At 69.7% G+C, this 26,112-nt stretch carries 15 protein-coding genes; 12 read left to right on the forward strand and 3 right to left on the reverse strand.

Annotated elements, in window-relative coordinates:
- Positions 1 to 13: 13 nt before the first annotated feature.
- Genes ACK586_RS02735 through ACK586_RS02755 form a run of 5 tightly spaced genes read left to right on the forward strand, consistent with a single transcriptional unit; the run spans position 14 to position 4,671 of the window.
- Positions 14 to 1,924 (forward strand): type IV secretory system conjugative DNA transfer family protein, encoded by a 1,911-nt coding sequence (locus ACK586_RS02735; protein ID WP_409328919.1) that lies wholly within the window; start codon positions 14 to 16, stop codon positions 1,922 to 1,924.
- Positions 1,921 to 2,478 carry a hypothetical protein gene (locus ACK586_RS02740; protein ID WP_409328920.1) on the forward strand — a complete coding sequence of 186 codons (558 nt, stop codon included), beginning with the start codon at positions 1,921 to 1,923 and terminating at the stop codon, positions 2,476 to 2,478. The genes ACK586_RS02735 and ACK586_RS02740 overlap by 4 nt, the downstream gene beginning before the upstream one ends.
- Entirely contained in the window at positions 2,478 to 3,038 is a 561-nt protein-coding gene (locus tag ACK586_RS02745; protein WP_409328921.1) for a hypothetical protein, read from the forward strand. Before ACK586_RS02740 ends, ACK586_RS02745 begins: the two co-directional genes overlap by 1 nt.
- A 16-nt stretch (positions 3,039 to 3,054) precedes the next feature.
- Positions 3,055 to 3,351, forward strand: coding sequence for a hypothetical protein (locus tag ACK586_RS02750; RefSeq protein ID WP_409328922.1), 297 nt, complete (start codon positions 3,055 to 3,057; stop codon positions 3,349 to 3,351).
- Between the two features lie 3 nt (positions 3,352 to 3,354).
- A complete protein-coding gene (locus tag ACK586_RS02755; protein WP_409328923.1) occupies positions 3,355 to 4,671 on the forward strand; it encodes a hypothetical protein in 1,317 nt (438 codons plus the stop codon).
- A 419-nt stretch (positions 4,672 to 5,090) separates the two neighbouring features.
- Here ACK586_RS02755 and ACK586_RS02760 read toward each other — a convergent pair whose 3' ends face one another.
- From ACK586_RS02760 to mobF, 3 genes are all read right to left on the reverse strand, one after another.
- The gene (locus ACK586_RS02760; RefSeq protein WP_409328924.1) at positions 5,091 to 5,837 is read right to left on the reverse strand and encodes a DUF5343 domain-containing protein; all 747 of its coding nucleotides are present in this window, start codon (positions 5,835 to 5,837) and stop codon (positions 5,091 to 5,093) included.
- A gap of 544 nt (positions 5,838 to 6,381) precedes the next feature.
- A complete protein-coding gene (locus ACK586_RS02765; protein ID WP_113840892.1) occupies positions 6,382 to 7,194 on the reverse strand; it encodes a DUF3800 domain-containing protein in 813 nt (270 codons plus the stop codon).
- 122 nt (positions 7,195 to 7,316) lie between these two features.
- A complete protein-coding gene (gene mobF, locus ACK586_RS02770; RefSeq protein ID WP_409328925.1) occupies positions 7,317 to 12,809 on the reverse strand; it encodes a MobF family relaxase in 5,493 nt (1,830 codons plus the stop codon).
- A 635-nt stretch (positions 12,810 to 13,444) separates the two neighbouring features.
- Between mobF and ACK586_RS02775 the strand changes: the two genes are divergently transcribed.
- The 7 genes from ACK586_RS02775 to ACK586_RS02805 all read left to right on the forward strand — a co-directional run bounded on the left by ACK586_RS02775 (position 13,445) and on the right by ACK586_RS02805 (position 26,067).
- Positions 13,445 to 13,702, forward strand: a complete 258-nt coding sequence (locus ACK586_RS02775; protein ID WP_409328926.1) for a metal-binding protein — start codon at positions 13,445 to 13,447, stop codon at positions 13,700 to 13,702.
- A gap of 14 nt (positions 13,703 to 13,716) precedes the next feature.
- Positions 13,717 to 13,917: a hypothetical protein gene (locus ACK586_RS02780; protein ID WP_409328927.1), complete on the forward strand. Its 201-nt coding sequence runs from the start codon at positions 13,717 to 13,719 to the stop codon at positions 13,915 to 13,917.
- Positions 13,918 to 13,974: 57 nt separating this feature from the next.
- Positions 13,975 to 16,050, forward strand: a complete 2,076-nt coding sequence (locus ACK586_RS02785) for a GTPase (RefSeq protein ID WP_409328928.1) — start codon at positions 13,975 to 13,977, stop codon at positions 16,048 to 16,050.
- On the forward strand, positions 16,047 to 17,765 hold the full coding sequence (locus ACK586_RS02790) for a GTPase domain-containing protein (protein WP_409328929.1): 1,719 nt from the start codon (positions 16,047 to 16,049) through the stop codon (positions 17,763 to 17,765). The genes ACK586_RS02785 and ACK586_RS02790 overlap by 4 nt, the downstream gene beginning before the upstream one ends.
- Before the next feature lie 73 nt (positions 17,766 to 17,838).
- Entirely contained in the window at positions 17,839 to 21,141 is a 3,303-nt protein-coding gene (locus tag ACK586_RS02795; RefSeq protein WP_409328930.1) for a DEAD/DEAH box helicase, read from the forward strand.
- Complete coding sequence (locus ACK586_RS02800) at positions 21,138 to 24,857, forward strand: AAA family ATPase (protein ID WP_409328931.1); 3,720 nt, start codon at positions 21,138 to 21,140, stop codon at positions 24,855 to 24,857. The genes ACK586_RS02795 and ACK586_RS02800 overlap by 4 nt, the downstream gene beginning before the upstream one ends.
- Before the next feature lie 187 nt (positions 24,858 to 25,044).
- Positions 25,045 to 26,067: an ADP-ribosylglycohydrolase family protein gene (locus ACK586_RS02805; RefSeq protein WP_409328932.1), complete on the forward strand. Its 1,023-nt coding sequence runs from the start codon at positions 25,045 to 25,047 to the stop codon at positions 26,065 to 26,067.
- Positions 26,068 to 26,112 lie beyond the last annotated feature (45 nt).

The following is a 26,112-nucleotide window of genomic DNA, read 5'->3' on the forward strand; positions in this document are numbered from 1 at the left end:
ACGGAGGGTGGTCGTGAGCGGCGATCGATCCCGGGACGACGTCGGCCCGGCGAGCTGGGAGATTCCGGTGGCTGCGGCGGTGGTGTGGGTGACGGCCGCCGCACTGCTGCTGCCGGCCGGCCGCGCAATCGCAGCACTGCTGACCGGCGGCGGCTGGGTGTGGCCGCACGGGTCGGCCGCCCTGGTCCCCGCCGTCGGCGGCTTGCTCACCGGCGAGCCCACCGCCGGGCTGGACGCCGCACAGACGGCGGCGCTGCCGTCGCCCGCGGCTGTGTACACCGCCATCGCCGGGTGCTTCGCGCTCTTCCTGGCCGTCAGCGGGGGAGCGGCGTGGGCCGTGCACCGATGGCTGACCGGGCGGTCGGGCATGGCCACCCGCAACCAGGTGGCCGAGGTACTCGGCAGCGGTCGGTTGCGCCGGGTCGGACTCGTCGTCCGTCCCGACCTGACCCCGGCCCGTCGGCGTAGACCTCGCCCCGTCGTGAACACGGACGTGGGATGGCGGCTGGGCCAGGCCGCCGTCCCCGCCGCCGGAGAGCTGTGGGTGCCCTTCGACCGCACGACCGGCGTCTACGGCCCGCAGGGGTCGGGCAAGACCCTCGACCTGCTCGCCCCTGCCCTGCTCGACGCGCCCGGCGCGGCGCTAGTCACCCTGACCAAGGCCGAGGACTTGCTGCTCACCGTCGACGCACGCGCCGCCGACGACCGCCCGGTCGCCGTGCTCGACCCGTTCGGCGCCGTTCCTGGACTGCCGGAGCTGGTGTGGGACCCCGTCGCCGGCTGCGTGGACCCCATGACGGCCGAGCGCCGCGCCAAGGCCTTCACCGCCGGCACCGTCCCCGGTGCGATCACCGACGGCACCACTGATTCCGCGGCTCGGTTCTACGCCTTCGAAGCCGCCAAGGTGCTGCAGGGCTATCTGCACGCCGCTGCGCTGACCCGTCGCACCATCGAGGACGTCCTGGCGTGGGCCGCCCACCCTCAGGCGGCGACCCAGCCGGCTGACATCCTGCGCGCTCATCCGCACGCCGCGCCGTTCTGGGACGGGCTGCTGCACGGTGCTCTGCACGGCGATCCGCGCACCGCCGGGAACACCGCCACCACGGTGCAGCAGGCGCTGACCTTGTTCTTCCAGGCTGACATCCGCCGCCGCTGCACTCCCGGGCCCGGCCGGCCGGGCACGGACATCGCCGCGCTGCTGGCCGCCGGTGGCACCGTCTACCTGCTCGGCCGCGAGGATCCCTACGCCTCGGCGGCCCCGCTGATGACGGCTCTGGCCGAGCACGTCCTCGACACTGCCTTGCAGCTCGCAGGCGATGCACCGACAGGGCGGCTGTGCCCGCCGCTGCTGGCCTGCCTGGACGAACTGCCCTCCACCGCGCCGCTGCCCACTCTGCGCACCCGGATGGCCAACGACCGGGCCCTGGGCATTTCCTTCATCTATGCCGCGCAGACCTGGCGGCAGCTGGTGCTCATCTACGGCGAGGACGAGGCCCGTGCCCTGTTCGGGCTCACCAACGTGCTCGTCGCCTTCGGCGGTGGCAAGGACGGCGGCTTCTACCGGGAGCTGTCCGAGCTGCTGGGCAGCACCCGGGTCCGGCGCACCTCCTACAGCTACCGAGGCAGCGGATGGTCTCGATCCACCTACGGCGAGACCGTGCCCGTGCTGCGCCCGGAAGAGATCCGTCAGCTCCCACCCGGCCGAGCCCTCGTGGTCGCGGAGAACGCCCCGCCGCTGATCGCCGGGCTCACCCGCTGCCTCACCGGACGCCGCGGCGCGCAGCTATTGGCCGCGCAGGCCTCGGCTCGCGACCGCGTCGCCGCCGCCCGGGAGCACACCGCCAGCATGGTCGAGCGCACCGGTGACGCCCACGCCGCGGCCGCTCGCGCGGGTCTCACCCCGGTCGAGCGGGGCCTTCGATGACCGATCTCGGACTGGCCGTGCCGTTCCCCCCGCCGCCGCGGGAGATCCGCCGGGCCCTCGAGCAGCTGCGGCAGGCCGAGGACGCCGGTCTCGAACCGGCCGGCCTGCGGCTGCTGGACCGGCCCTGGGACCCGGCGACCTGCTCGTCTCACGTGCGCACCCGGCTGTGGCCGTGGCTGGACGACGTCGCCGCCTGGCTCAACCACAGCTACGCCTGGCAGACCACACAGGCCATCCCCTCCTGCTGGCCCGCCCATCCCCACCTCGTGCACGAGCTCGCAGTACTGGCCTGCCTGCGCGCGACGGCTGGCGACGCGGCGACTCCGCACGCGCTGGAGGAGTGGCACCGCTACGCGCTGCCCGCCTTCCACGCCCGTCTGGCCGAGCGGCTCGGCATCGGCTGTCGACCCGGCCGGCACACCGACTGGCCGGCCCGTTCCTGGGCCGCCGAGTACACCAGTCCGCAGGCGACCGCAGCGCGGCGGGCGCTGTTCGACGGCGACCCGGGCATTACCCCGACTGGCCACCGCCCCGAAGCGGCGGGAGGCCTGTGATGAGCAGCGCCTTCCCGTCCGACCGCGGCGACTGGGTGTCGATGCTCGATGGCGTGCGGATCAGCCGCGCCTGGATGGTCCGGCACACCCCGGGCCTGCTGGCTGCCTGGTGCGACGCCGCGACCGGCGAGGGCCGCCGCGGAATCGCCACGCGCATCGTGCAGATCGCCGCCGACCTGGAGAGCGAACCCGCGGACGGCGACGACGACGCAGCCATCGACCCGGCCTGGCGGCAGCTCGTGGCCCGCATCGACCCCCGTCTCGTCCGCGGCCCGGACTGGCTGCCGCTGGCCGTCGCGCTCGTCCGCGCGGCGACCGCCGGCTACGACGTCGCTGACCGACTGCCTGCGCTGGCCGCCGCCGCTCCGCTGCCCGCCCGGCACCCCGCTCGTGAGCTGCACTGGCGGCTGCTCGACGACTGCGCCGCCGCCCTTCCCACGCGCGGCGCCACCGAGCACCGCGCCTCGAACGCACACAGCCCGTGCGGTCCTCCACAGATGTCCCGCAACGCCCCCGCAGCTCACCGCGGCGACGCAAGCGTCAACAGAACCAATCCCTGACGAAAGGACGTGTCCCATGGCCGTCGACACGGTCAGCGACCCGCTCGGCTACGCCGCATCACTGCTCGACGCCGTCGGCGCCGACCGGGAGCAGGTACCTGCCGACATCGCCCTGGAGTGCCTCTACGCCGCAGAGCTGCTCGAGCTCGCCGGCGGACGCACCGAACCGGTCCCGCTGATCGACGGCGACCCCGCCGCCAGCATCCGCGCGGCCATGGGCGCACTCGGATTGCTTGACGAGCGCACCTTCGCCAGCACACCGGTTCTCGACGCCGCGCGCGCCGCCCGCCACGCCCTGCGACGGCTGGGCTGAGCGGTGGCCACGACCCTGCGGCAGCTGCTCGACGATCTCACCGACCGAGCCGGCGCCCGCCCCGCGGCGGCGACCATCGAGGACGTCACGGGAGCACTGGCTCACCTGGGCCGGGCGCTGTCCGGACTGGCCGAAGACGGCCTCACCCTCGCCGACAGCCGCCGGCAGCGCACGGCCACCGCAGTCGCGGCCGCCTGCACGACCGCCGGCCGGCTGTGGCCGCACAGCGGCGGACCGCTCACCGACCTAGCCGGCGCTGCCGCCGACCTCGTCGGCCGCGACCGGGCCATCATGGGCCGCTCCCACCGCTGGGCCGTCACCGTCGAGGTGGCCGAGGCCGCCGACCACTGCGCGCGGCTCGGTCGCCGGCTGCTGCCGCAGGAGGCAGCTCCGGAGCTGGACGTCGTCCGTCAGTCGGCCGCCAGCATCGAGCGTGCGGCGCAGACGGATCCGCCCACCGCCGCGGACTCCGTGGTGCTCGACCGTCTGATTCCCCTGCCAGGCCCGCCGACCGGAGAGGCCGAGGTGACCGTCCTGGACGCCGCCGCAGGCCTTCTGGCTGCGCTCGACCGTGCGCGGCAAGCCGACACCCTGACACTGCGGGACTTCCGTGCCGCCGTCGCTGCCGCAGAGCTCACCAGTCGCTACGCCGCCGGCGCCGCGGGCCAGACCGGGAGGGACGCCGGACCGCCGCTGCTCGCAGGGCTGGCCTGGCAACTCGCCGGTCGCGCCAGCATGGTCTTCCACGACGGACGCCGAGGGGCACCGAGCGACGGCGGGAAGGTCGTCTCGTCGTCGCAGGCGCTTGTCCGCGCCCTGCGCAATGAGGTCGGCGCGCTCGCCGATCTCGGCGAGCAGCGCGACTCCAAGACACCCGCGGACGTGGCAGCTCCCGTTCAGGAGGCTGCGAACCAAGTACCAGCCGTCGCCGACCGGCTCACCATGGCGGTCGAGCGCTGGTCCCGCACCGGCCAGCTCTTCGCGAACGCTCGAGACCTGCCGCGCATGGAAGCCATGCCTGAGGACCGGATCCAGGCGGTGATCGCCGGACGACACGTGCGGGCAAGCGGCGACGACCTCGACCGTCTGCAGCAAGTCGTCGGCCGGGCCGCTGACCTGTCGACCGGACTGGCCGATGCGCTGAACCGCACCGCCGGCAAAGAGCCACTGGCGCAACGGCACCGAGCCGACCGGTGCGATCGGGGAGCGAAGGTGCCGGGCGACGCCGACCGCCTGCTCAGTCGTGCCACCGCCGTCGACCGCGACAGCAGCGGGATCCGGCTGCTCCACTCGCCGCGACAGATCCCACCGTCCCGATAGCCGGCCCCGCACGGGACGTGCGCACAGAGGGATCGCGCTCCGGCTCTCGACTCGCACGTTGCTTGACGACCACTCCGCGCTGATGAACCACCTCGGCGCGATCGAGCGCAACCTCGCATCCGACCCCGCGGATGCACAGCCTTATCGCCCAGACGGGTAGACGGCGGCTGACCTACAAGCCACTGACGGACTAGGATCACCGGCGGACCGGACGGGGATCGGACCCGCGGGGAGACCTTTCAAGGGGCGCTCCTGGCAACCATGCCCCGGCCCGTGCCGATGACCCGGCCAGGGTGTTGACCGCACCCCAGCCGGGCCACCGCTTGGCCCCCGCCGCTCCTCTTCAAAGGCGCTGGCGGCGGGGGCTCAGGCCCTCCTCATGACCATCTCCTTCGTCATGGCGATGCCGTCCACCCAGCTCATGGCTGGGGGTCCTCGGAGCCCTCGGCGTAGTCCGCGAGGGCGTCCACGATCTGGTAGAAGAAGTCCCGGTCTGCACCGCGCAGCGTCAGCGGGTTGACGCTGACAGAGAGCGTCATCGTGCCGCCGGTTCGAAGGGTCACCGCCTGCTTGTAGACGCCTGACCCATCGCGTTCGGCGGGGTCGTCATCAGGCTCCTGGAACGTCTCCCGGATAGGCGGCGACGCTGTCGCCGCGGCCGGCTTTTTGCGAGCGGGGCGCTTCTTCGGCACCCCGGGTCCCCCAGAGCCAGATCGGATCTGCGGGAAGTGATGACTGAACGGAAGGTCGGCAAGACGCAGCGCGTGCAGGAAGAAGGTCTCGCACTTCCGACGAGTCTCGGGCGATGAGAGGCCGAAGGAGTCACGGAAGCTGTCATGCAGAGCATTGCTGGTGGCGTTGGCCGCCGAGACGGCCAACTGCCGGGGGTAGAACTCCTCCACCATCTCGGCGAGCATCTTCTTCCGGTCGTCCTGGGCGCCGCTCGCGAACTGCTGGAGGCGACTAGTTACGGTGCCATCGGGCTCCATGAGTCCGAAGCTCACCAGTGCGCTCGTCAGGTTTGCCTGATCCGTGCCCGACTTGCCGCTCATCAACGAACGGTCGATGCGCGGCGGCAGTGGCTTGTTCGCCAGCTCCTCGATGAACTTCCAGAAAGTCTGGAAGGACATGTACGGGGGCTTGAATTCCGGGCTCTGTGGCTCCACGCCGATGCCCCTTCCGGAAGGTCGCTGGCCGTCGCCGACAGTCTGCCATACCGATCTGCCGTAAGCGCGTCGTCGGAGGATTTTTCTTCACAGATCCTGTGGCAGGGCGGACCGTGGGGTTATGGCAATCGAGCGCGGCGACGTCCTGAAGGCGACGACAGCGGGCGGAGGCACCATCGAGTTGCGTGCGCTGGGCGCCCCGATGCAGGGGCGGGACTTCCCCGTGGTGTGGGTCTGCACCGAGGCGGAGTGGCGGCGGTCTCAGGCGGCTGGCGACGAGGCTGACGGTCTCCCGTGGCCCCTGGACGCTGTGCAGGAGTTGGCAACGGCGTGACCGAACGCCGCAATCGGGACGAGCGGGTCACCCTCACTGGCTTGACCCCCGAGGAGGCGCTGGAGCACTGCTCGCGGTGCGGCCGGACGACGAGCTGGCCTCCGAGGACGCCAAGGGCTCAAACGACAAGAGACCGGCTCAGTCAGACGACTGAGCCGGTCTCCGTAAGTCACGGGCTGTTAGGCCAGGGGCCCACACCCGATGACGGCACTATATAGCGCCGGGTTGCCGTGGGGCAACGCCGCGCCGCGAGACTTTCCTCCGTGGGGGTGGAGGCGTCCAAGAGCCGTGCTCGTAGAGCGCGACACTGTGAGCGGCATTCCGCCAGCCGCTGAGGCAGCTCGTTGCTCCTAGGCGCTGTCGGACGTGGGCGGCCAACTGACCCTTAGGGGAGGTCGGCGAGGCGAAGCCGAGAGCGGCGCGGAACTCGAACGCCACGGCCGACGTGAGGATGTCGGCCATCTGTAAGCCGTCGGCCGCCTTGGAGTCGAGTCGGCACACAGATGTTACGGCCAGCCGGGCGAGGCGGCGGTTCACGCTTCGCTTCAGTTCCTCCTCGAAGAGGATCGTGTCGGGTGTCGAGTAGTTGTCGGCCAGGATCGACACCAACTCGCCGTCGGGGTGGATCGCCCCTGTGACCAGTTGCTCCGCCAGCTTCCCGTAGGCGCCCCATGCCGAACCGAAACGTTCGATGGGGTCGGCTTCGTGCCTGTCGGCGATGAAGCACCAGAACTCCGTCAAGCCGGGTTGTAACGCGACGTCCACGATCGACTTCATCATCGGAAGGACCTTCACGGTCACGTCCGAGAACTTGAACTCCTTGTACCAGTGGTAGCGGTCGCGCTCCTTCTGGAGAGCTCGTAACAGGCGCGACGGCTCGGGAGCCTTGAGGAGCCCGACCCCGAAGATCTGATCCTTTGGGATCGCACCGCTCTCATCGAGGAAGGCGGTGGCGCAGCGGTGATCCTGTTTGAGGACGCCTGCTTCCCCGGCACGTCCGCCAGGTCCTCGCCCGCCACTCACCGCCGCACACTATCTCGCCCGTGCCCGTGTCTTACGTACTCACATGATCACTGACTGTGTGGTCAGTCGGGTCACACATCGCCCTCATCTCGGCGTCAGTGGATGTCTCGGATGACGAACCATTACCGGAGGAGATGCAGGTCGGGCGGGCTGCCCTGCGCCGCCTGTCGCGCATGGGCCGTCTGTATGGAGTCTTCGCTTCGGGGCGTCGAGCGGGACGTCCGTTGAGGTCCGGCCGTGCTCCTACGAGGCGCCGAGGTGTGTGGGTCGGCGTCGAGCACAGCCCTGTGGACGCTGCCGGGCGGCAGGCCGAGGGCCTCGGTGACCCTGTCGATGCGTGCCAGCCACCGACTGGGTGGCAGAGCGACGATAATGGCGGCCAAGTGACGCACCGTCGCCTGCAGTTCCGACGTGCTGCAGTCGCGCGAGGCCGGGGTGAGGCGCGCGTCGAGCAGGATGTCGGCGAGGCTGCGTGAGGAGCCGATGGCTCTCCGCAGCCCTGTGGCGCCGTCACGGTGAACGAGGTCGGCGGGGTCGAGCCCTTCGGGTAGGGCAAGGCGGCGCGGGTCGTCGCCGCGGCTGGTGAGCTGCCAGTAGATGCGCTCGGCGGCCTGTTGACCGGCCGGGTCGTTGTCGGTGGCCACGAGGATGCCGGGACCGTCGTCGCGGATGTAGTGGCCGAGGAGGTCGGCTTGTCGGTCGGCGAGCGCGGTACCGAGGGTGGCGACGCCGACCGTGTGTCCGGCACCGGCCAGGGTGAGGGCGATCGCGTCCAGTGGTCCCTCGACGAGGGCTGGGGTGGCTCCGCCGGTGAGCGCGACTCGGGTCTCGTGGAGCCCGAACAGGTGCTCGCCCTTGCGGTAGAGGTCGGTGCCCGGGGTGTTGAGGTATTTGGGTCCGGCGCGTCCCTCGTCGGCCGCGGTGGGGTTGCGGCGGGCGATGAAGCCGACGATCGCGCCGTCGGCGTCGTGGATGGGCAAGGTAAGCCGGTCGCGGAACCGGTCGATCAGCGCGCCGGTGCTGGCGCGCTGGGCGAGGCCGGCGGCGACCAGTTCGGTATCGGTGGCGCCGAGGCTGCGCAGGTGCTCGACGAGCGCGGTCCAGCCGCCGGGGCCGTAGCCGGGGGTGAAGCAAGGATCGGCGGTGAGGTCGGTGCCCAGCCGGTCGCGCAGGTAGCCCGGTGCCCAGGCGTCGGAGTAGTGGTCGGCGAAGAAGGCGGCGGCCTGGGCGTTGAGCTCGATGAGCCGGTCGCGGCCGACGACGGCGGTGGCCCAGAAGTGCTGCTCGAGCAGGTAGTCCGCGTCATCGGCGGCCTCGACCGCGCCGGTGAGAGTGAACGGATCCGGCGTGAGGTACCGCGGCGGCGCCGCCGGGGGAGGGGTGTCGTAGTCGGGGTCGAACGGCGCGTCCTCGTCGCCGCGCGGCACGTCCGCCGGGTCGGTGGCGGTCGTGAAGGCGGGCACGGGCGGCAGATGGTGCGCGTCGTCGGGTGGCTGCAGCTCGGCGGGCAGGGGTTCCGGGTGGTGCACGGGGGCTGGGTCGGTGAGGGCGGCGATCCGGAAGACCAGCGCCTCGGCCAGCCCCGTCGCGCCGGTCACGGCGGGGGGCAGTCCCGCGAATGCGGCGGTGAGCAGGTCGGCGGAGGACCAGCCGGTGCGGAGGCCGGTAGTTATGGCGGCGACCAGCGCGGGCCACGCGGGGTCGGCTAGTACACGCCGGGCCTGCTCATCGGGCAGCCGGCCCAGCAGGGTGGGGCACCAGTCCGGGCGCGGTCTGGTCGCGCCCGGCGCCGCGGGAACGGTGGCCGGGGCGACGTGGGGAGCCAGCCGCCACCACAGGGCCGCGGCGGGTAGGTCGTCGGGCAGGGGACGCTGTGCGGCGACGGCGGCGAGCATGCCGGCGGCATCGAGACCGGCGCGGTCCGCGGCGGCCAGCCGGTCGGCGAGGACCGGCCAGTGCCCGTCGCGTCGGATGCGGGGGTCGATGCCGTCGGCCAGCGCCGCCCACACCGAGCTGTCCCGGGCGGGAGCGGCGGCGGTCACCGCCTCGTCCAGTCGCGTCTGGGATCGGCGTTCCGGAGCCGGCCGCCGGGAAGGTCCGGTGGGGCGCCGGTCGCTGTCGGGAACGGCGAGTGCTGCGCGCCAGACGGCGAGGTCGGCCCGCAGTCCCTCGTGGTCGAGGCCCAGCAGGCGCTGGGCCCAGACCGGCGCAGTGGCCGCGGTCATCTCGGTCGCGGCGGAGGCGACCCGTGCCCCGCAGGCGGTGACGTGGTCGGCGCGGGCGGTCAGGTAGGGCCCCCACCGCGAATCGTCGGCCAGGGCCGTCGGGATGCCGGGCAGCCACGGCAGCGGGCCGGCGGGGCCGAACTCGGGCAGCCGTTGGTCGAGGACGGCAGCGGGGTCGTTCGCCGTCTCCAGTTCCCGCGCCTCGACCGTCGTCCTCAGGACGGCGACCGGGTCGGCGCCGGTGAGCGCGAGCAGCGCCAGGTGTCCGCGCAGCGCCGGCCACGCCGGCGCGCTGGTCAGCCCGGCGTGCATCCGCTCAGCCGCGTTCTCCAGTTCTTCTGCAGTCGTGGCATCCAGGCGGTGGTCAGCGGCGACCCGTAGCGCGTCGGCGTACCGGGTGGCGGCGGCGTGCAGCTGCTCGGCCGGGTCGGCCAGCGCCCGGCGGGCGCCGGCCGCGGAGGTCTGGGCGCCGTCACGGGCCAGCATGCCGGCGAGCAGGTCAGTGGCGGTGGGCGGTGACACGGAGGCGGGGGTGACGATGCTGTGCGGATCGCCATCGCCGACGGTGGCCAGGTACAGGTGGTTGGCGGCGCGCCCGCGGGAGAGCGCGACGTAGAGCAGCTGTCGCGACTCGCCGCCGGTGAGCACGGTGTGGCAGACGTCGGCGGTGACGCCCTGGGCGCCGTGCACCGTGGTCGCGTAGCCGAGCTGCACGTGCTCGGCGACGTAACCCGCAGGCAGGGTGATCCGCCGTCCGGTGACGGTGTGGACGACGTCGAGGGTGCCGTCCCGGCCGGCTGCCTGGACGGTGAAGCGGTCCCCGTTCTTCACCCACTCGGTGGCGGTGATCGGCAGCCGCCGGTTGTTGGTGCGGGTGATGACCGGGTCCCCGGCCCCGGCGCGGGTGCCGTCGGCCAGCTCGACCTCTGCGCCCGGGGAGGTGGCGGCACCTGCCAGCCGGTCGGCCTGCGCCCGCTGGTTCAGCTGTGTGACCACGTCCCGGGTGGCGGCCAGCAGCAGTGCGTCCATGCCGCGGGCGGAGTCGGCAGCCCAGGCGGCGTAGGCCTGCTCGGCGCAGGCGGCCAGGTCCCCGACGTGCACCCGGCCGGAGTCGAGGTAGAAGCCCAGCCCGAGGGTGTCGCCGTCCCGGACGGCGACGGTGGCCGCGGCCTCGGCCGCGTCGGTGAAGCGGACCAACTGGGTGAGGGTGACTGCGCCGTGTGTGGCGGCGATCTCGGCCAGCACGCCGCCCGCGGCGACCGAGGTCAGCTGATGGTGGTCGCCGACCATCCGCACCGATCCGCCGCGCCCCAGGACGTGCTCGACCGCGCGGGCGAGCTCGCGGGTGCCGGCCATGCCGGCCTCGTCGACGACCACCAGCGTGGTCGGCCCGATGTCGGCCACCCAGCCGGGTGCCTGCCCGGCGTCGAGGCACCAGGTGAGCTTGGCCAGCGTGTCGCACGGAGCCTTCAAGGAGTCGCGCAGCCCGGCGGTGGCCACGGCGGAGGGCGCCAGGCCGAGCACCGTTCCGCCGCCGGCGGTCCAGGCGCGGGCCAGGGTCGCCTGCGCGGTGGTCTTGCCCGCTCCGGCGGGGGCGAGGGCCAGTTGCACCCGGGCGCCGCTGCCCGCGAGCTCGCGCACCAGTTGCGCCTGGCCGGGATTGAGCTCGGCGCCGTTGGCGGTGGCTTCCAGCAGCGCGAGCTCCACGGTGGCCGGATCGGCGCGTCGTCCGTCGCTGCGGCCGGCGGCCGACAGCAGCAGCGCCTCGGCGTCCAACACTGCCTGGCTGGTGAAGAGCCGGGCACCGGCGACGGTGTAGACGCTGGCCCCGTCCGAGCGGCGCAGCTCCGGTGGCTCGACCACCGGCTCCGACTCACCGAGCGGAACGGACAGAGCGGGGGAGAGCGCCCCCTCGGTGACCCGGGTGACCGCGACGTCCACGTCGTCCGGTGCCAGTGCGGTGCCGCGCACCAATCGCTCGGCCTCGGCGCGCACGTGCCAGACCTGCCAGGTGGCCCGCGCTTCCGAGACGGTGTCCAGCACCCGGACGGCGGCCGACCGGACCCAGGCCTCGGTGGCCCGCGGACGCGCGGACCCGCGAGCGCCCAGTACGCGGCCGAGCATCCGGGTGATGCGGTCGGGGCCGCCGACTACGGCGGCAGCCTCCCGCCGCCAGGTGGCCCGCTGCTCGTCGAGCGAGCGAGGCTCGTGCTTGGGGCCGCGGGTCTCCAACGTCGCCTGCTGCGCCAGTGCGATCGCCTCCACCGCTGTCGGCGGCCGGCCGTGGTCGCGCTGGAAGTCGCCGGCCAGCACCGCGCGGCGGGCGTTGATGTCCCGACGCCGCGACGACCACGCCACCAGGAGTTCCGCGTCCATGCCCACGATCTCCCGCACCGTTCGCCGTCCCGGCTTCGGCCCGGGGCGGTCGGTGAACCGAACGCGTAGGCGCGTAGCCAGGTGGGCCTCCAGCCGGGTGTCGTAACGCTCGGAGGCGGCGACGGCGGCCTTGTGCAGCACCCGCCCGTCCAGCGCCCGCCAGTGCCCGTCGCGGGTCTGCACCTTGTTGCTCACCGCCACGTGGCTGTGCAGATCGGGATCGCCGGCGCGGGAGTCGCGGTGGGTGAACACCGCGGCGATCAACCCGGTGGTCTCCACCTGCCGCACCCCGTCCGTCCCCAGCCGGGTGAAGGACGCGTTCTCCTCCAGCCAGGCCAGGGCGTCGGTGACCGCGGCGGCGTGCGCGGCCTCGATCTGCTCGGCCACCGCCCGCGGTGCCAGCGCCCATAACGCCGACACCGACTTGACGGGGGAAAAGGTGAGGTCGTAACCGGCCACCGCCGTCGTCGCCGGCCGTGAGACCCGGGCAAGGAACCCCGACAGCTCGCGGGCATCCCGCGGGGCGCGGCCGTAGGCCTCGGCGAACATGACCCGGGCGAGGTCGCTGCGGATCCGCGCGCGGTCGTCGTCCGGAACTGGGGCGGTGGCCGCCTGCCCGCGGGCGGTGTTGAAGGCTGCGAACTCCTCCGCGCAGCGGGCCCGAAAGCCGTCGGCTTGAGGAGCGAAGACGTAGAAGGCCCGTCCCAGAGCCCCTGCCGCCCGCGCCTCATGCCGCGTCTGCCCCCGCGCCAGGGTCTCCTTCTCGAGCCGATCGGCGTCGGGATGTCGCCCCTCGCTGAAGAGCGACTTCATCTGCTGTTCGGCGACGGGCTGACCGGCACTCACTCCGCTGAGCCCGGAGATGCCGTTGCCGGTCCACCTCCCCGGGGACTCTCCGCGCTGGGAGTAGTAGTCACCCAGACCCGCGTGACCCCGCTCTGTCGCGTCGAACGCTGCCACCTGCCGCGTGAGGTACGTGTAGCCGTCCCCGGCGGTCAGTTTGTGCAGCGTCATCACGGCCGCGGACCGTAGAAAGGTGGACTTCACTACGGCTGCCGCATTTCTCCAGTAGCTCGGCGGCGCGAGAGTGTCGGCCTGGGCCCCTCATTGGTCGCGCAGACCGGGGCTTGGCACAGATCCCTGCGCGCGACCGCCACGGCTTGCTTGCGGCCCCCCAGCGCACCACCTGGGGGTGGAGCCCTGTCTCCGGCCCGCAGACGGCCAGGGAGCGGCCGGCCGAAATGCAAGACGTGTGTGGCACATGATCTTGATTAGTCTGCAGTGGCGATGAGGAGCCGGATGGCCCGGTGGAGCAGAGCGCCAGGATCGATGTCAAGGCCCCGGTCGAGCGGGCCTGGGACGTGCTGCGCGAGGTGGAGCTATAGCCAACGGGCGCCGACCTCACTTCGACGCTTGGACGATGGGCCGCGCGCCGTCGGGTCCCGGTCCGGGTGGAGCAGCCCCGGGTCCCCGAGACCGAGTGCGTGACGGCAGAGTTCGACATACCTCCCCAAGCAGCCCCCCGGCGCAACGGGGCCACGCGCTCACTCACCGGCTTCGAGCGCCCCAGGCGCAGTGCATGCTGGACGCGGTAGCCCTTCAGTCGCGTCCTCCATGGCGTCGCCTCCCGCATGCCGCAGGATGGGGCCGTGTACACCCTTCTCGGCGCAGACGGCCGGCAGTACGTCAGCGAGACGGCCGGCCTGCTCGGTGGAAACTCGAAGGACAAGATCTACGGAAAGTTGGACTGCTGGAGTGCGCTGAGGTGGGTGGGCCGCGGCTACGAGAGGATCCGTGTGTTCTTCGCCGACGAGGAGACGGCCGTCGCGGCCGGCTACCGGCCGTGTGGCCACTGCATGAGGGACAGATACCACGAGTGGAAAAGCCGCCAGCCTGAGACGCACTAGCTCAAGGCGTGCTGATGGCGGCGCCCCAGTACAAGTCCCAGGTCCGGAATGCGATTCCGGACGACCAACTCGAGCTGCACGCACAGCGTGATGAGCGAGCTCCGCATCTCAAGGCATGGGCAGGCAAGGCGCTGCCTCCCGCGAGCAGGGCCGCATCGTCTGCGCTGATCATTCGGCGCAACGAACCGCTGCTGTCGGCGCAGTGCGGTATCTGAGCTATGTCCGAGCGCGGTGTCTCTCCTCGGCATCAGTGGCAGCCCTTCGCGCTTGAGGTGCTGTTCGGCAAGGGACCCGAAGCCGTCGACCCTTGGCCAGCCCTGGTAGACGGCATTGCAGGAGTCGAGACGCTGATCGAAGAGACCCGTCGGGACGCCCTCGCAGACGTCGGAGACGCGTCATGGCTCGACGACGAGTGGCTGTCCCCCGTGCGGGCCTCGGGCACCGCGCGGTCTGGACAGCTTCACGACCTGAAGGCGCCGATGCGTGTCGTCCTGATGGGCCGCACGATGGCCGGCAAGTCATCCCTTCTGTCCGCCCTGACCGGTTCACACTCCGAGCGCATCGGCGACGGGCGTCAGCGCTTCTCCCGGGACACCTTCGGCGCCACCGCGGCTGCCTGCCAGGACATCGAGCTCGTCGACACACCGGGCGTCGGCGCCCACGGCGGAGCCGACGACACCGAGATCGCGCTCGAAGCGGCGCTTTCGGCCGACGTCATCGTCTGGGTCAACAGCAGCGACTCCATCCAGGAGGAGTCCGCTGTGGCTCTCAAGCAGCTGGGAGTGATCGGCAAGCCGATCATCGTCGCCGTCAACTGCCGTCAGTCGCTCGAAGGCATCGGGCGCTTGAACCTTCTGAAGTACCCCGAACGGGTGTTCGGCGGTCGTGAGGGCCTCCTTCACGAGATCAAGCGTCACCTGGCTTTCGCCGGTGTCGAACCGCTCGCCGTCGTCCAGATCCATGCCCTCGCGGCTGCAGCGGCCGGCAACTCCGACATCGATCATCAGCTCTTCGCGGCTAGTCGCATCGAGGACCTCACGGACGTCCTGCTCCGCGAGCACGAGATCCACAGCGAGGCCCGGCGCGCGCTACGTGTCGTCGACGGACAGCGGCATTCGGCCCAGGACCTGGCTCTGGCGCTGGACGTCGGCGCCGCGCGACTCCGCTCCCGGGCCGGACGCGACCGGGAGATGACACGAGACATCCATGCTCGGCTGAACCGCTTTGTGCGTGGGACCGCGGAGGCCATGGCGGCGGACGTCCACTCGGCCGTGGGACGACGTCGAGATTGGCACCTGAGCGTGACCGACTTCGGCCAGCAAGTCCTGAGTGACTGGGACGACGAGCTCGCCGCCCTGCAAGAGGAGTTGACGAAGTCCCTGGAGGGGCACCTGTCGACCCTCGACCGTGAGGTCGGGGCCGCGATCCTGGACGCCGAGGCCGAGTGGATGGCGGTGCCGCCGGACCGCTTCGCACTGCGTGACCTGGCCAGCTTCGATGCCGTGTGGGCCAACCGCCTCGCGAGGGCCGGCGTCGGCATCGCCGGCTCGGCGCTGGGTCTCGGCGGCGGCGCGTGGCTGGGCGCCCAGATCGGCGGTGCGCTCGGCCTGGCCGCCGGACCGGGCGCGATCGTCACCGCGGGAGCGGGTCTTGTCGTCGGCGCCGTCGCAGGCCTGGCCACACACCACCTCAAGTCCGTCGCCGACCTCATGTTCCTCGGCAAGGACGGCGTCCTGCGAAAGCGGCGCGAGGACGTGGCGAAGCAGGTCGGCCCGATCCTCGACAAGTACACGCAGGAGTACGAGAAGGCCATCACGGAGCAACTGGACAAGATCCGGGACAACCTGCTGCGTCTGCGTGCCCGCAGTGACGGGCACTGCGAGATCGTCGAGCGACTCGCCTTACGTTGGGAATCAGGCAGCGCCCACGTGTACTCGGCGGTGAAGGATCTGGACCAAGTCACGACGTCGGCGCTACTTCGCATCAATGGCAGGGAACGGCTCGCACGCTCGGTGGTGCGGGCAACGCGAGTTCCAGGGGTCTGCATCCTGGCCGAGTTCGAAGGTGCCGCGTTCGAGGAGGCGTGGCTCTTCCCGCCCGATCTCGGCGAGACGCTCGCCGGGGGTAAGACCGGCAACTTCGGTTGCCGGTCCGTCAGCGCGTTGTCTTACGCGCTTGGCCTGGTCGACGCCCCTGTTCGCCTCGCGAAGGCTGACGAAGAGTCGGCACTTCTCGTCATCGACGCCGACCTGCCACCAGCCATCACCGAAACATGGGCGGCCGGGTTGACGGCTCATGTCGACAGGCTCATCCACATCAAGACCACCCGGAGGGCGAGCGACCCATGACCGTCAATCTGTTCAAAGAGTCAACGGCGGCGGCACGGAGGTTGGGGAATGACCTCCGCGGCGTGCTCGCCGAGCTGGACCCAGCCGTGGCGCAGCCGATGCTTGACCGGCTATCCGTCGACGCGCACTCGAGTCCGCTGCTGGTGTTCACCGGATATCACAGCAGTGGCAAGTCGACGCTCATCGAGGCCCTGACGAACCGCCGGTTCAACATCCCCATAGGTTCTGGAGTCACAACCGACAAGGTCGCGGAGTACGACTGGGACGGGGACGTCCGGCTCGTCGACACGCCCGGCGTACACGCTGGGCGTCCCCATCACGATGAGCGCGCAGAGCAGGCGCTCCAAGCAGCGGACCTCGTTCTGTTTGCCGTACCGGTCGAGCTCTTCGACGACACGCTCGTGGCTCACCTGCGCGATGTGCTGGGACGTCTCGGCAAGTCTCGGCAGACGATCATCGTCATCACCAAGGCAGGGACAATGGACGCTGCCCCTGGCCACCGGGAGGCCGCGATCCAGCAAGCCTTAGGCCCTTTCGACCCGGTGACCTGGGTCGAGTGCGACGCTCAGTACTACCTCGAAGGCCTCGACATCGCACAAGCTTCACCGGCCGACTCCGCTGCCTTCATCGAGGCTTCGGGTCTGGCGAGGGTCGCTGCCGCGATCAACAGCTTTGCGGCGGAACAGGGCGAAATGGGCCGCTTGGCTCAGCCCCTGCAGTTGCTGCTCGCTCTGTCACTCGAGGCGTCGGCGTACCTCACGGACGATCCGGACGAGCGGGCTGCGCTGGCGGTCCTGGCCCGTCAGCGCTCCGCTCTCTCCAAAAAGCGCGTCCATCTCGACAGCCTGCTGGAGGCGCGGGCTGCGCAGTTCCGGGCAGAGGCCGTGCGAGCAGCCTCGGTCTTCGCCGACGGTGTTGAACGCGAGGAACAGGGCGGGGACCTCTCGGAGTCTGCGCTGGAAGTCCTCGTGGGGAGCCTGAACGCCGGCCTCGGCGCCGCGTTCGAGCGCTTCGAGAGCGCGGTGCGCCAGGTGCTCGAGGTCCAGTTCGACGACCTGGCCTCTGAGGTCCTCGAGATCGAAGCTTCGCCGTACGGTCGCGTCGCCCTCCACATCGGCGCCATGGAGCCGACCGGTTTCGACGGACGCGAGGTCGCCGTCGTCCCGGGCAGGGCACCGTCGACTCCGGCCCCAAGCTGGGCCGGCGACCTCACGACGTACTTGGAGAAGTTCAGCACCTTCTGGGGAGCCGGGAACGGCATCAAGGCCGCATCAGGGAGTAACGGCCACGCCGTCGTGCTCAAGGTCGGGCATGCGTTCGGCAAGAAGTTCAAGCCCTGGGAAGCGGTCAAGACTGCGAACAACATCGGCAGGGCGGCAAAGGTCGGAGGCGCCGTCATAGCAATCGGTGTGGAGGCGTACACAATCGTCGCCGACGAGCGTGCTGCCGTCCAGGCCGAGCGAGCGCGTGCCGAGCGCCGTCGGAACCTCTCTCAGGAGGTCCTGGCCCAGGCCGACGGCATCGTGGCCAGCGCACTGTCTGCCGTTCGGAGAGACTTGGATGACGTCTTCAAGCCCGAGTTCCAGCGCATTGATGTCGTCGTGAGATCGGTCCACGGCGCTCGGGCGGCGCGTAGCGAGCTTCGCGAGCGGCTCAGCTCCGTGCAACAAGGAGCGAGCGAGGCTCTTGCCGCGCTATCTCCCATCAGCGAGTAGGGACTGTTGCGCAGTTCGTTGCGTGTCGGTGCTGCATGACAGTCTGGCCGAGTGAAGAGGCAGGGGCCGCTGTATGAACGCTGAACCCGTTGTGGGCACGCAGCCTTCATCCGCGGGGCGGATAACCGACGGCGCCTTGGTTCGCTGGCCCACAGCCCCCGGATGTCCTACGGGAGTCGTCGAAAGCGCCGGAGGCAATCAAGTCTCGGTCGTCTTCGACGGCGAGGACGAGCCCAAGCTCTTCAGCGCTCGCGCCGGCGTTCTCGAACGCGTCGTCTTGGCCGGCATGGTCAAGCGGGTCAGTACTGGAGATGTCGGAGTCATCCAGGGGATGACGACTGCGGCTCCGCCACGATGGCAGGTGTTCGTCAACGGCAGGGTGATCACGGTCGCCGAGAGTGATCTCCGGCCCCACGTCCTGGACGACCCCCGCAGTCGCATACAGGGCGGCCGACTCGGGAGTGCCCGCCAGTTCGCGCTTGCTGTGACGGCCCGGCGCTATGAGGTCGAGCAGCAGACGAACGACCTCGTCTCGCTCGGAGAGTCGCGCGTCGATCTGAAGCCGCACCAGGTCTCCGTCGTCCACCGGGTGGTGTCCGACTATCCGCACCGCTACCTGCTGTGCGACGAGGTCGGCCTCGGCAAGACGATCGAGGCGGGGCTCGTCCTCAAGGAGCTCCGCGCACGCGGCGGCGCGACCCGATGCATCGCGATCGTCCCGCCCAACCTCGTCCGTCAATGGCAGTTCGAGCTGAAGTCCAAGTTCAACGAAGTGTTCTCGATCCTGAACTCTGACACCGTTCGCTACCTCAAGTCCTCGCAGGGCTTCGACGGCAATCCGTTCGAGAAGTTCGACAGCGTCATCGTGTCGAGCGGGTGGACCTCGGGCGAGCCCTGGTCGAAGCTCATGGCCGAGGTGCCGTGGGACATGGTCATCGTCGACGAGGCCCACCACGCGCGCGTACGGATCTCGGGGAAGAAGCGCGAGGAGACGCGGCTGTACCGCGCGGTCCGCACGGTCGTCTCACCCGACGCGTTCTCGAAGAGGGCGGCGCTGTTCCTTACGGCGACGCCGATGCAGCTCGACAGCAAGGAGCTCTACAGCCTCGTCGAGCTCCTCGACCCCGCGCTGTTTCCGACCGTTCAACACTTCGAACGGCACCGTGCGGACCTTCCTGGGCTCAGTCGACTCGTCCACGACCTGACGCTTCATGGCTTCCCGCTACCGGGGGACGACCCCGAGGAGATCATCGCCCGTGTTGCCGGCTGGCTTGATCGAGATGTGGACCAGATCGCGGCCGAACTCTCCGCCGGCGAGCAATCGGTGTCTCAGGTCTGCGAGAACCTTGCGAGCCGTCACCTGCTGTCCGAGGTACTGATCCGCAACCGGAAGAAAATCATCGGCGGCTTCATGCCGCGCCAGGCGCACCGGTGGGAGGTCAACCCGACGCACGAGGAGCTTGAGGCCCTCAACGCCGTCGAGGAGTACGTACGTGAAGGCTTCGCGCGAGCCGACCGCACAAACGACCTAGCGGTCGGCTTCGTCATGGTGATCTTCCAGAAATTGATGGCCAGCAGCATCCGCGCGCTGCGTGTCTCGCTGGATCGCCGTCGCCAACGCCTCGAGTCCAGCGCAGCGAAGCCCGCCCTCGGCAAGCGCCGTGCCGCCCTCATCGCAGACATTGAGGAAGGCCTCGACCGGGACGAGTTCGTAGCGGGCCTTCTGGATGAGGTCTCGGCAGCAGACGCCGAGGAAGCGCACGAGCTGGCCCGACTGGTCGAGCTGCTCGACGCGCTTTCCTCGGACGCGAAGGGCGACGTGCTTGTCGAGCAGCTGACCGAGCTTGCCAAGCAAGAGCCGGCGCCGAAGGTCTTGCTCTTCACGGAGTTCCGGGAGACACAGGAGTACCTGCGTGGACGTCTCGAATCGATCGGCTGGGACGTCAACCTCTTCCACGGGCAGCTGAAGCCTGAGGCCAAGGACGCGTCGGTCGACGCCTTCCGGTCGGCGGCTGGCCCGAGCATCCTGCTCAGCACCGAAGCCGGTGGGGAGGGCCGCAACTTCCAGTTCTGTCACCTGCTGGTGAACTACGACCTGCCGTGGAACCCCATGCGAGTGGAGCAACGAATCGGCCGCGTAGACCGTATCGGGCAAACAGACACCGTGCAGGTCTTCAACTTTTGGGTGAAGGGCACGATCGAGGAACGCGTGCTCAACGTTCTCGAGCAACGGATCAATGTATTCGAGGAGACCGTTGGCGGACTTGACCCGATTCTCGGCGACACGGAGCGCGACCTCGGCAAGATCCTGCGCCTCGGTGGCGAGGAACGGGAGCGTGCGCTGGCGCTGTATGAGGATCAGGTCGAGCGCAGGATGCAGAATGCGCGATCGGCTGATGAGAAGCTCCGCGACTTCATCATGGAGACGAAGAGCTACACGCGGGAGATCGCTCAGCAGCTTGTTGCCGACGCCTCGCCGATCAGCCCCGCAGACCAAGAGCGCTTCGTGGCACGGCTGCTGGCCGACGTGAACACACACCTCAGCAAGAACAGCGACGGTACCTACGAGATCACGTTCCACGAGCCCTTCGTCAGTGACTATCCGCAGCACTCCAAGGAGCGGCGCCGGCGCACCGTAGCGATGCGGCCCGACGTGCGCCCAGACAGCGAACACGTCGAGTACCTGGCGATGGGCAACGCCGTGGTCGACGACCTCATCGCCCGCGTAACCAGCTCCTCATACGAGGGCGGTGCCGCTGCCTTCGAAATCGAGGACGCCGCCGGAATCGAGCCGGGCGAGGGTTGGCTCGTGGTGCATGAGCTCGGCGTGCCAGGTCTGAAAGAGGAGCGAGGGCTGATGCCGCTGTTCGTCCGCGACGGGGGCGACCTCGACGCCGCGGGCGGCAGCGCGCTGCTAGACCGCGCCGCTACGTTTCCCAACGACCGGGCCATGGCGCCGGCGGACTTCAGTCTCGATGACCTCGACGCGGCGATCGCAGCCGCTGAGGCCCGCTGCTACGAGCACCTGAGCGCCGTGGAGGCCCGGGTCCGCGCGGAATCCCAGCGCACTCTGGAGCGCGAGCGGGCCAAGATGGCGAACTACTTCGACTACCGCGACGTTGCTGCGCAAGATCGGCTTGCAAGCTCCCAGCAGACACTGCGGCAGCTTGAGGCAGCCGACAGCTCCGATAGCCGGCGGGCCATCATCCCGGTCTGGAAGGCCAACGTGGCGCGTGACGAGCGGCTCATCGAGCAGCTCAGCCAGGAGCGTGAGGACCAACTCGCGGCGCTTCAACGTCGGGCTACTGGTTCGGGCGACCTGCGGCTCGTCGCGCTCGCACGGGTGCACATCGGCGAGGAGGAGGACGACGAGTGACGGGTCCAGTGCTCCCTTTCCGGCACCTGTCAGTTCGGGTTCCCTGGCACGACACCGCGTACGACGGCCGGATCTGCGCTGATCCGCTGGCAAACGGCGCCTGCCTTCGTCTCAAGCGGATCTCGGAGGAGCGGGATGACGCCCACGAAGTAGCTCTCGCCGGCCGTTCGTGGCTTGAGCTCGAGCCCCGCCAGCTTCCACCGTGTGCGGCAGAACGCGCGGGCCTTATGTCGCCGACGCCTCGTGGAAGCGTGAAAAACCACCCGTACGCGGCGTGGAACGATGTTTATAGGCGGCGCTTCAGAGAGACAGCTTTCGAGATCCCGCCGTTCTCCGCGGACTGCGTGCCTTTTCGGTGGATGCTGCGTGACGAAGCGGTGGCTATCGCGGACCAGTACGAGATCCCGTACGAGGGCGACCTTGAGGCGGCGGTCGATGCGGAGGCAAACCTCAAAAGCCCCGCGTGGGTGCAGCATGCGACGAACCAGCAAGCACTACTCGACACGTTCTTCTCGGCGATCCAGCCGGAGAAGAGCCTGATATTCGTCTACGCAAAGGAGTCACCGCTCGCGGCGGACCCGCGTCGCGTGCTCATCGGCGTCGGTCGCGTGAGAAGCGTCGGTGCGATCCGGCCATACGAACAGTCCGGCGACGGCTTCGGTTCTGTGATGTGGGAGCGGGCCGTCGGTCACACGATTCGTCCGAACAGCACCGACGGCTTCCTCCTGCCGTATCACGACCTCCTGCGCTTAGCGAATGAGGACGCGAGCATCGATCTCGAAAGCTGCACCGTCTTCGTGCCCGACGAGTTCACCGATCAGTTCTCCTACGCATCCGAGCACGTCAGCCACGACGCAGCGCTCAGCATCTTGCTCGAGCTCGACCGCGTGGTGGAGAAGATCGCCCCCTTGGTTTCCGGCACGTGGGACGCCGTCCGGCAGTGGCTGAGCGACCGAGTGGCCGAAGTGTGGGAGGCGCGGGGCCCATGTCCGGGGCTCGGTGCGGCGCTATCCGCGTTCGGGGTGCCGGAAGGAGTCCTTCTGGCCTTCTCGGCTCAGGGGGAACTGGGCGACAACGAGGATCCTTGGCCGCTCGTCAACTCGTGGTTGAGGAACCCCAGCGCGCATCCTGCGGCCGCCAAGCGAGTCGAGTCGATGCTGTCCCGTACGTGGGCTGCGCTTCCCGACGAGCGGCGAGCGCTTCTCAAGCTGCTCTCGCGTTTCGCGCTCACGCCCGACCAGGCCCGGCGTCTCTACCAGCGGGTCGTTCGAGAAGCCGCGGGCATCGACGTCGACGACTCCGGCATCCTCGCCAATCCCTATCTGGTCTACGAGACCGGTCGCTTATGCCCCGATCCGGTTGCGGTGGGCACAGTCGACCGCGGCGTCTTCCCTGACGACCGGGTCCGACTTGCGCATCCGCTTCCCGCACCGTCCCTAGTGACCGATCCCCTCGATCCCCGCCGTGTACGGGCTCTGATCGTTAGCAGTCTTGAGGCAGCGGCCGTGGAGGGACACTCGCTGCGCCCGCAGGACCACGTCGTCCTGGAAATCAGCGATGCCGCATTGCAGCCTGCGTGCCCGCTGGGCGATGACGTGATGTCGGTCATCGTGCCGGACCTTGCGCCCGAGGTGGTTGTGGCGACGATGGCAGACGAGAAGCCGGCTCTGCAGCTCAGCCGCCTAACCGAGATCAGGAAGGCGATCGCGAAGACGGTCACAAGGCGGCGCCGAGCCAAGCCACTTCCTGTGAGCGCTGACTGGCGCGCGGTGATAGACGCGCGCTTCACCGCGCCCGCGACCGATCCTGAGGAAGAACTAGCGCGGCGGGAGAAGGCCGCAGCGCTTGAGGTGCTCGCAACCTCACGCATCTCCGTCTTGATCGGGGCGGCCGGCACTGGCAAGACCACCCTCTTGCGCGCTCTGTGCAGCCTCGACGCGGTCAAGGACGGCGGCGTGAGCCTGTTGGCCCCCACCGGCAAGGCCCGCGTCCGCATGCACGAGGCGATCGGCCAAGAGGTCGAGTCCCGCGCGCTGACGATCGCTCAGTTCCTCCTCCGCTCGGAGCGCTACGACCCCGAGACGAGCCGCTACAGGAGATCTGATCGGGATCGCGACAACACGGCCCGGACGATCATCGTCGACGAATGCTCGATGTTGACCGAAGACGCGATCGATGCGCTCCTTGATGCTCTTGAAGGCTACGACCGCCTGATCCTCGTGGGAGATCACCGACAGCTCCCACCGATCGGAACGGGCCGTCCGTTCGTCGACATCGTGAACTACCTCCGCGAGGAGGCGGGACAGCTCGCGTTTCCACGCGTTGCGCCGTCCTACGCAGAGCTGACCATTCCCCGTCGTCAGGTCACCAGCGGCGATGACGATCGTGCCGACCTCCAGCTGGCCGAGTGGTTCGCGGGGAGCGAGACGAGCCCGGGCGCGGATGAGATCTGGGACCGGCTGCGACGAGGGGAGGACCTCGGGACGGTCCGCCTGAGGCGCTGGGAGAACGCCGCGGAACTCAGAGACGTGCTGAGGGCCGAGCTGGCGACAAGCCTGAGCGCCATGCAGGGAGACGACGACGCGACCGGGTTCCAGGTCTCCTACGGCGGGACCCAGTCGGGCGAATACGTCTACTTCAACCTCGGAGCGGCCGAGCAAGCGGAGTCATGGCAGGTGCTCAGCCCCGTCCGAGTAACAGGCGGTGGCGTCAACGAGCTGAACCGCTACCTGCAGCGGACGTACCGGGAGGAAATCCGACAGCTCGCCGCTCCGGACGACCCTCGATTCCGCAAGATTCCTAAGCCGGCTGGGCCTGAGGAGATCGTCTACGGGGACAAGGTCATCAACGTTCGCAACAAGAAGCGGACGAGGTACTACCCGAAGATCGACAACGCGCTCGAGTACGTGGCGAACGGGGAGATCGGCGTGATCACCGGTCCGACACGCTTCGCGACGAGGAACGCGCCCCTGGGCCTCCTCGAGGTCGAGTTTGCGACCCAACTCGGGACCTCGTACAAGTTCTGGATGTCTGAGATGGGAGAGGAAGGAACACCTCCCCTCGAACTGGCGTACGCGATCACGATCCACAAGTCCCAGGGCAGCGAGTTTGGTCGCACGTTTGTCGTGATCCCTAGCCCCTGCCGTCCTCTTTCCCGCGAGCTCCTGTACACGGCTCTCACTCGCCAGCGCGAGCACGTGACCGTCCTCCACCAAGGGGACGTCTCCGATCTCCTGCGCTACGCGAAGGCGTCGTACTCCGAGACCGCGGCCCGGATCACCAACCTCTTCCGCGCTCCAAACCCGGTCGATGTGGACGGCAGGTACCTCGAGGACGGATTGATCCACATGACCCGCAAGGGCATCGCTGTCCGCTCGAAGTCTGAGGTGATCATCGCTGACCTCCTGTACTCGAAGGGGATCGACTTCGAGTACGAGCGCCCGCTTGACTTGGATGGCGACCGCAAGCTGCCCGACTTCACGATCGCCGACAGCGATACCGGCGAGACCTACTACTGGGAGCACCTCGGCATGCTGCAGCGTCCGTCATACCGCAGGAAGTGGGAGGCCAAGCAGTCGTGGTACACAGCCCACGGCATCCTGGACGAGGCAGCGGGCGGCGGTGAGAACGGCACGTTGATCACCACTCGCGACGGTGACGACGGCTCAATCTCGTCAGCCGCGATCGAGGAGCTCATCGACAAGCTGTTTGCCTGACCAAGCTCCAACGTCCAGGTGCCAGCTTGTGCGGTGGCCCCACAACGGGAAGCTCTTGCGGCGGAGCGACTCTGCGTGCCGTTACCCCGCCGATGCCTCGCGGGCATCCGTCCGATGAACGGCTCGCCGGCACTCGGAAGGGGTGGCGATGACCGGTAGCCCCGGCGTCGGCAGCAGGACGCGTCGGGTGCGCGGTCTGCTGCTTGGACTCGCACTCGGTGAGGCCCTGGCGACGGGCTCTCCCAGCTCTGCCGGGGCTAGCCAGCTGCGCAGCGGGGTTGGCACGCAGCTCGCCCTGTTCACCGTCGAGGGGTTGATCCGGGCGTCCGTGCGGCAGCGCAGCAAGGGCATTTGCCACCCGCCGAGCGTCGTCTGGCACGCGCTCGTACGGTGGGCTTACGGCCAGGGCATCCCGGCGCCGACGCTGTATGTCAACTGGGCGTCCGACACGGGGGATCCCTGGCCCGACGGATGGCTGGCGGCCGTTCCGGCGCTGCGCGAGCGGCGCGGTTCCGCTCCGGCCACCGTGGCGGCGTTGCAGGGCGGGACGCAAGGAACCCGGCAACGGCCTGTAACGCAAAGCGAGGGCTACCACGGACTCATTCGCGCGCTCTCGGTCGGCGCGCTCGGGGTCGATCCGCGCGCGACGTTCGAGCTCGCCGCTGATGTTGCGGCCCTCACCCACGGCAAACCAAGGGGCCACCTTACGGCTGCCGACGGGGCCCTGATCGCCGACGCTTTGCTCTCCGCGCGGGACCTGCATCAGGGCATCGCGCAGGCGCTCGGTGCGATCGCCCAGGTCGACCGCGATTCCCACACGGTGGACCTCTACGCGCAGGCGGCAGAGGAGGGACGGCATGAGCCGGGCGACGCCGCGGTGCTGAAGCGGCACGTTGTCGACCGCACTGCCCAGAGCACCCTGCGAGCCGCAGTGTACGTGGCGAGCTCATTTTCCGGGTCGGAACAGGTCGCGGAGGCGCTGCGCTTCGCGGCTTTGGCGGCTGGCGCGGGGGTCGCGATGGTCACCGGCGCTCTGCTTGGAGCCCTACACGGGGTCAATGTGCTGCCGGTGGAGGTGGTCAGTCGTCTCGAGTTGGCGTGGGCCACCGACATTGTCCGTGGCCGTGCCAAAGTCCCCGCTGGTGGCCATGGAGAAGTCCCCGCTGATGGCCAGGTAGGTCCTCGTCCTCGCTCGTCGTGTCGATCGTGAGCTGAGGCCCTGGGCGGTGACGGTGGCGGTGTCTAGCCAGTCACC

The sequence above is a fragment of the Trujillonella humicola genome, from assembly GCF_046233715.1.
In the GTDB taxonomy this organism is placed as follows: domain Bacteria; phylum Actinomycetota; class Actinomycetes; order Mycobacteriales; family Geodermatophilaceae; genus Trujillonella; species Trujillonella humicola.